Source organism: Arthrobacter sp. Bi26 (genome assembly GCF_918697925.1).
GTDB lineage: Bacteria > Actinomycetota > Actinomycetes > Actinomycetales > Micrococcaceae > Arthrobacter.
Window position 1 is genome coordinate 1 of record NZ_CAKKMF010000148.1, and the last position, 6,935, is coordinate 6,935.

At 66.4% G+C, this 6,935-nt stretch carries 5 protein-coding genes and 1 pseudogene; 3 read left to right on the forward strand and 3 right to left on the reverse strand.

Features of this window, described 5'->3' with window-relative positions:
- The 3 genes and pseudogenes from LQV16_RS22390 to LQV16_RS22400 form a co-directional block, all read right to left on the reverse strand.
- Positions 1 to 133: pseudogene (locus tag LQV16_RS22390) on the reverse strand (DUF4192 domain-containing protein); the annotation flags it as partial.
- Positions 134 to 279: 146 nt separating this feature from the next.
- Positions 280 to 1,611 carry an MFS transporter gene (locus LQV16_RS22395; RefSeq protein ID WP_229996049.1) on the reverse strand — a complete coding sequence of 444 codons (1,332 nt, stop codon included), beginning with the start codon at positions 1,609 to 1,611 and terminating at the stop codon, positions 280 to 282.
- Between the two features lie 34 nt (positions 1,612 to 1,645).
- Positions 1,646 to 2,584 (reverse strand): PAC2 family protein, encoded by a 939-nt coding sequence (locus tag LQV16_RS22400; RefSeq protein ID WP_229996050.1) that lies wholly within the window; start codon positions 2,582 to 2,584, stop codon positions 1,646 to 1,648.
- 377 nt (positions 2,585 to 2,961) lie between these two features.
- Here LQV16_RS22400 and LQV16_RS22405 point away from each other — a divergent pair, with 377 nt between their 5' ends.
- The 3 genes from LQV16_RS22405 to LQV16_RS22415 all read left to right on the forward strand — a co-directional run.
- The gene (locus LQV16_RS22405) at positions 2,962 to 4,488 is read left to right on the forward strand and encodes a leucyl aminopeptidase (RefSeq protein WP_229996051.1); all 1,527 of its coding nucleotides are present in this window, start codon (positions 2,962 to 2,964) and stop codon (positions 4,486 to 4,488) included.
- A 267-nt stretch (positions 4,489 to 4,755) separates the two neighbouring features.
- Positions 4,756 to 6,141, forward strand: a complete 1,386-nt coding sequence (lpdA, locus tag LQV16_RS22410; protein WP_018772391.1) for a dihydrolipoyl dehydrogenase — start codon at positions 4,756 to 4,758, stop codon at positions 6,139 to 6,141.
- A gap of 115 nt (positions 6,142 to 6,256) precedes the next feature.
- Positions 6,257 to 6,935: biotin/lipoyl-containing protein (locus LQV16_RS22415; RefSeq protein ID WP_290369414.1), on the forward strand; the 679-nt coding region annotated here is incomplete at its 3' end.

Below are 6,935 nucleotides of genomic sequence, written 5' to 3' on the forward strand. Positions count from 1 at the left end.
AGGTGGCTCCGAGCCGTTTGCCTTGCAGGGTCATGGCCACGAGGCTGTTTTCCGGCCAGTAGCCGAGGGAATGCGGGATGAAGCCCAGGATGTCTTCGGGGCCGGTGATTCTCAAGTGATCAGGAGCTGTCATAAGCCCAGCTTCGCGGCGGCCGCGTCCTCGCGGCAGTACTAGACAGCGCTATGTGGATAAACGCGTGGTGGATAAACAGCTATGTGGACAACCCGGTGCGGAAACGTGCGGGCCGCGCCGGCCAGCAGCCAGGGCCCAACAACGGATCAGGGCGTGCGGCGGCGCTCCGCGACCAGCCTGCGCTGCTCGGCGATGGTCTTGAGCAGCGGCGGAACCATGACCCCTTGGGCCGCCATCTGGCGCCGGACCTTCCGCCGGGTCGCGATGATGGCACCCGCTCCCCCGGCAAGCAGCAGGAACTGCACGCTGAGGGCCACGCGGAACGGATCCAGGCCGTAGAGCTTCCCTTGGGAGAACCCGCTGGCGTTCAGGAGGTCGAGCACCAGCCCAATCAGGTAGATGGACACCAGCGCAGCAATGAAGCCGCCCACGTTGACAATGCCGGTGGCGGTGCCCAGCCGGTGGGCCGGATTGAAAGTCCGGGCGAAGTCGAAGCCAATCATGGAGCCGGGACCGCCGACGGCCAGGGTCACCACGAGGGCAGCCAGGAGCCAGAGCGGTGCGCGCCCCGGCAGAAGCAGAACCGCTGCCCAGGCGGCGGCGGTGCAACCGGAAATCAGGAGCACCATGGTGGAGCGCCGGAGCGGATGGCGGGCAACGAATCTTCCCATCAGCGGTCCGGCGGCAATGGCACCGGCCACGTACAGCGCCATGAGGGCCGAGACGGTACCGCGGTCCAGCCCCTGGGCGGAAATCAGGAAGGGGTAACCCCACGTCATGGCAAAAACCGTGCCGCTGAACTGGACAGTGAAGTGGCTCCACAGCCCCAGCCGCGTCCCCGGTTGCCGCCAGGCGTGCGCCAGCGAAATCCCGGTAGCGCGCAGCCCCTGGGATGGCGTCGGAGCGGGGTGCCCCGGCGGTAGGTCCTGAAGCAGGAGCAGGACCAGCACGACGGCGAGGCCCGACATCGCGGCGAGTGTCAGGAAAGCAGGAGTCCACCCCGCAGAGTGCAGGATCATCGCGAACGGCACCACGCTGAAGAGCTGGCCCAGCTGCCCGGACATGCCGGTCAGCTGGGTCAGCAGCGGCACACGCCCCGGCGCGAACCAGAGCGGGATAAGCCGGATCACGGAGATAAACGTCATGGCGTCACCGGCGCCCACCAGGACGCGTCCCAGAACTCCGCCGGGGATGTTGTCGGCAAACGCCAGCTGAAGCTGGCCGAGCCCCATCAGGACACCGCCGCCGGCCAGCATGGCGCGGGAGCCGAAGCGGTCCACGAGGATGCCTACGGGAATCTGCAGCGCGGCATAGACCAGCAGCTGGAGCACGGTGAAAAAGGAGATCTCGGCCGCGCTGGCGTGGAAGCGTTCCGTTGCTTCCAGGCCGACCACCCCGAAAGAGGTGCGCTGGCTGACCGCCACGAGATAGGCAAAGATCCCGATGATCCAGATCAGCCAGGCGCGGGGAGAGGTCACTCCCCCATTATGCCCGGTTCATGATAAATAGTATTTATTCGCCGGGTTCTTTACGGGCCAGATACGCCTCGACGGCAGCACCAAGGGCATCGGCGTTGGGGATTTGGTCGTTCTCATCGGCCAGCAGCGACCTCCGGACCGTCCCCTCCGCCTTTTCGTCGTACCGGGTCTCCAGCCGCGAGACCACCTGCTGGACCTCCTCGGACGCCTCGATCTGCTCGGCGATCTGCCGGCCCACCTCGCGTCCCGCCTCGCGCAGACGGTCGGTCGGCAGCATGAGGGACGTGGCCGCGCCCAGGTACTCCAGCCCGGCCACGGCGGCCGTGGGGTACTCGGCTTCGGCCAGGTAGTGCGGCACATGGATCACATAACCGGCGATGTTCCGGCCGGCTTCTGTCAGCCGCAGCTCCAGGATGTGTCCCACCGCAGCCGGGACCTCCACTGTGGGCTTCCATACCGAGATCCCCTCGATCAGCTCCGGCCGGTTGCCGTGCACGGTCACACCGACCGGCCGGGTGTGGGGCACCGGCATCGGGATCGAATGGATCCAGGTGACGAGGTTAACGTCGAGCTCTTCGACGAGGCCGACGACGGCGCGCGCGAAGCGTTCCCATTGCAGGTCCGGCTCGAACCCGGCAAGGAGCAGGAACGGGCTGCCCAGCCCGTCGACCAGCCGGTAGAGCGCCAGGCTCGGCGCCTGGTAGTCCTGCAGGTGGTCCTCGACAAAGCTGATCTGCGGGCGCCGGGACCGGTAATCGATCAGCTGGTCGGCGTCGAACTCGGCGATCATCTGGGCGTCGAGCGTGTCCAGCAGTTCAGCGGTGATCTGCCGGACCACGTGGCCGGCGTCGGCGAAGCCGGTGAACCCCATGACGAGGTTGAGTCCGCGCAGTTCGGTGCTGGAGAACAGCGCGTCATCACGGATGTAGAGCGACTGGGGATCCAGCAAAGAGCCGGAAATCCGTTCAATCACGGCGTGTTCCTTTCACGATGGCGGCGGTGGGAGAAGCGGGGTGCGGTCCGTCGTCCGGACGGTGCCAGGCAGAACCCGCCAGTCAGGCAGATCCTGTCGGCCAGTCCCATGAGGCACTCACCGCACGGCAGCGCCGCTATCAATACAACGCCCCAGGGCCCGGGCTAATTCCTGCCTGGGGTGTGCTCCAGCTCTCATTCGATTGAATTTCCGCACTGCCGAGAGACTACGATCGGACATGGCCCTAGGGCTTGTTTTGCAGACACCGGGTTGCGCCCCAGACCGACGGCGCCCCTGGGATCCGTGGCAGGGCGCCAAACATGCAGTTCCTGCCGAATATCACCGAGAACCATCACAGAGAATTGAGGACTGTCCTCGTGGTCAAGAATAGTGAAGTCAAACTTAGTGCAGTCGCAGGGGATTTGAAGAAGTCCCCCAGCGATGCCCTCGTCATCGGCGTCGGACAGGGTCCCGACGGCCCCGTTTTGCTCGACAATCCGCTGACGGCCAAGGCCGCGGAGGCCCTGGCGGAATCACTGAGCGTTCTTGGCATCACCGGCGCGGCGGACCAGGCTCACCGGCTGCCCGGCCTGCCCGAGGCCGGGGCCACCGTTCTGCTCCTTGCCGGCGTCGGCAAACTGTCCGCGAAGCAGCCGGTCTCCGAGGAGGCGCTGCGCCGCGCCGCCGGCTCGGCCGTCCGCCAGCTGGCCGGCGTCACCACCGTCACCCTGGCACTTCCGACGACGACCCTGGCCGAGGTCGCGGCGGTCGCCGAGGGCGCCGCGATGGGCGCGTATTCCTACACCGAGTTCCGGACCTCCAAGGACGGGCTCAAGGATCCGGTGAAGAACGTCGTCATCCGCACCGACTTCGCTACCGACAAGGCGCTCCAGCCGGTCCTGCACCGGGCGTCCCTGATCGGCACGGCCGTGAACGCGACCCGCACCCTGGTGAACCAGCCGCCGAGCCACCTCTACCCCGAGTCCTTCGCCGACGCCGCCAAGGAACTGGCCAAGGGCCTGCCGGTCAAGGTGACGGTCTGGGACGAGAAGCGCCTTGAGAAGGAGGGCTTCGGCGGCATCCTCGGGGTCGGCAAGGGCTCCACCCGGCAGCCGCGCCTGGTAAAGGTCGAGTACGCCCCGGCGAAGGCCACGGCCAAGATCGCCCTCGTGGGCAAGGGCATCACCTTTGACACGGGCGGCATCTCCATCAAGCCGGCCCTGGGCATGGGTGACATGAAGTCCGACATGGCGGGCGCCGCCGTCGTCCTCAACACGGTCCTGGCCCTGGCGGGCCTCGGGCTGCCCGTCAAGGCGACCGCGTGGCTCTGCATCGCCGAAAACATGCCCTCCGGCGCTGCCCAGCGCCCGGCCGACGTCCTGACGATGTTCGGCGGCAAGACCGTCGAGGTTCTCAACACCGACGCCGAGGGCCGCCTGGTCATGGCCGACGGCATCGTCGCCGCCAGCCAGGAATTCCCGGACGCCATCATCGACGTCGCAACGCTCACCGGCGCCCAGCTGATCGCCCTGGGCGACCGCACCGCCGGCGTGATGGGCGCCGACTCACTCACCGGCGCCATCAAGACCGCCGCCGACCGGGCGGGCGAGCTCGTCTGGCCCATGCCGTTGCCGGAAGAGCTCCGGGCCAGCCTGGACTCGCAGGTCGCGGACATCGCCAACATCGGCGAACGCCACGGCGGCATGATGACCGCGGCCGTCTTCCTGCGCGAATTCGTGGGCAAGGGCAAGGACGGCGAACAGATCCCGTGGGCACACATCGACATCGCCGGCCCGTCGTTCAACAGCGGCAGCCCCTACGGCTACAACCACAAGCAGGGCACGGGCTGCACCGTCCGGACCCTGGTGGCCTACGTCGAGGACATCCTCGCCAAGGCCGTCTAGTCGGCATTGCGGCTTTGTGGCCGGGGCGGCGGTGCTTCCCCGGCCACAAAGCCGCGTGACACTGGACACAAGCGCTCCACAAACGCCATGGCAAGGTGGAGCATGTATTAGTGGTTCGCTAAGGTAAACCTTGTTTCCCAGAAGCAGACCCCAATGTAGTAGTCACAAATGAAAGGGAACCGGCCGGCTGGCACAATCACAGCAGGCAGGTTCCAAGACCAGATGATGCGTACTCTCGTGTCATCGTTCACGCGAGGGAGCGTTTTAGTGGCCGATCAGGCAACTGCGCAAGAATTCGACATCCTGGTACTCGGCGGCGGCAGCGGCGGCTACGCCACCGCGCTGCGTGCTGTCCAGCTCGGCCTCACCGTCGGCCTCATCGAAAAGGGCAAGCTCGGCGGTACGTGCCTCCACAACGGCTGTATCCCCACCAAGGCCCTGCTGCACTCGGCAGAGCTGGCCGACCACGCCCGCGACTCGGCCAAGTACGGCGTCAACGTGACTCTTGACAGCATCGACATCACCGCTGTCAATGCGTACAAAGACGGCATCATTGCCGGCAAGTTCAAGGGCCTGCAGGGTCTGATCAAGGGCAAGAAGGGCATCACCGTCATTGAGGGTGAAGGCAAGCTTCAGGGCACCGACACCGTCGTCGTGAACGGCACCGCGTACAAGGGCAAGAACATTGTCCTCGCGACCGGCTCCTACTCCCGCACGCTGCCGGGCCTGGAAATCGGCGGCAAGGTCATCACTTCCGACGAAGCCCTCACCATGGATTACATCCCCAAGAGCGCGATCATCCTGGGCGGCGGCGTGATCGGCGTCGAGTTCGCTTCTGTCTGGAAGTCCTTCGGCGTCGACGTCACGATCGTCGAGGGCCTCCCGTCGCTGGTTCCGAATGAGGACGCCACGATCGTCAAGGCTTTTGAGCGCGCCTTCAAGAAGCGCGGCATCAAGTTCTCCACCGGTGTCTTCTTCCAGGGGGTCGAGCAGAACGACGACGGCGTCAAGGTCACCCTCGTAGACGGCAAGACCTTCGAAGCCGACCTCCTGCTCGTAGCTGTGGGCCGCGGCCCTGTCACGGCGAACCTCGGCTACGAAGAGGCCGGAATCACCATCGACCGCGGCTTCGTCATCACCAACGAGCGCCTCCACACCGGCGTCGGCAACATCTTCGCCGTCGGCGACATCGTCCCCGGCGTGCAGCTCGCGCACCGCGGCTACCAGCAGGGCATCTTCGTCGCCGAAGAGATCGCCGGCCTGAAGCCGGTCATCGTCGAGGACGTCAACATCCCCAAGGTCACCTACTCCGAACCCGAAATCGCCACCGTCGGATACAGCGAGAAGGCCGCCAAGGAGAAGTTCGGCGAGGACCAGATCCAGACCCAGGAATACAACCTGGCCGGCAACGGCAAGAGCTCCATCCTGGGCACCAGCGGCCTGGTCAAGCTGGTCCGCCAGAAGGACGGCCCCGTGGTGGGCGTCCACATGATCGGCGCCCGCATGGGCGAGCAGATCGGTGAAGCCCAGCTGATCGTGAACTGGGAAGCCTACCCGGAGGACGTGGCCCAGCTGGTCCACGCCCACCCCACCCAGAACGAATCCCTGGGCGAGGCGCACCTGGCGCTGGCGGGCAAGCCCCTCCACGGCTAAGCATCTCCGCAAGACAACAGAGCTTGGTGCACCCGGCCGGAAATGCCGGGTGCACTAAGCTCGAACAAGGCAGCAATCATCCGCACTAAAGATCAATAAGGAGAACGGGGACGACATGTCTGAATCCGTTAACTTGCCCGCCCTCGGTGAGAGCGTCACCGAAGGAACCGTCACCCGCTGGCTCAAGCAGGTCGGTGACCGGGTAGAGGTGGACGAGCCGCTGCTCGAAGTCTCCACCGACAAAGTAGACACCGAGATCCCCTCTCCGATCGCCGGCGTGATCGAGGAAATCCTCGTCGCCGAAGACGAGACCGCTGAAGTTGGCGCCCCGCTGGTCCGCATCGGCTCGGGCGACGCCGCCCCGGCCGCCGCAGAGGCTCCGGCCGCCGCACCCGCCGAAGAGGCTCCGGCCGCGGAGGCACCGGCCCCCGCGGCTGAGGCTCCCGCAGCCCCCGCCGCAGAGGCACCGGCTGCAGCTCCGGTTTCTGCTCCCGCGGGTGAAGGACACGACGTCACGCTGCCGGCCCTGGGTGAAAGCGTCACCGAAGGCACTGTTACCCGCTGGCTGAAGAGCGTCGGCGATACCGTAGAGGTCGACGAGCCGCTGCTCGAGGTTTCCACCGACAAGGTTGACACCGAAATCCCGTCCCCGGTTGCCGGCACCCTCCTGGAAATCCGCGTCAACGAGGACGAGACCGCCGAGGTCGGCTCCGTCCTGGCCGTCATCGGCTCCGGCGCCGCAGCACCCGCCGCACCGGCGCCCGCCGAGGCACCGGCCCCGGAAGCCCCCAAGC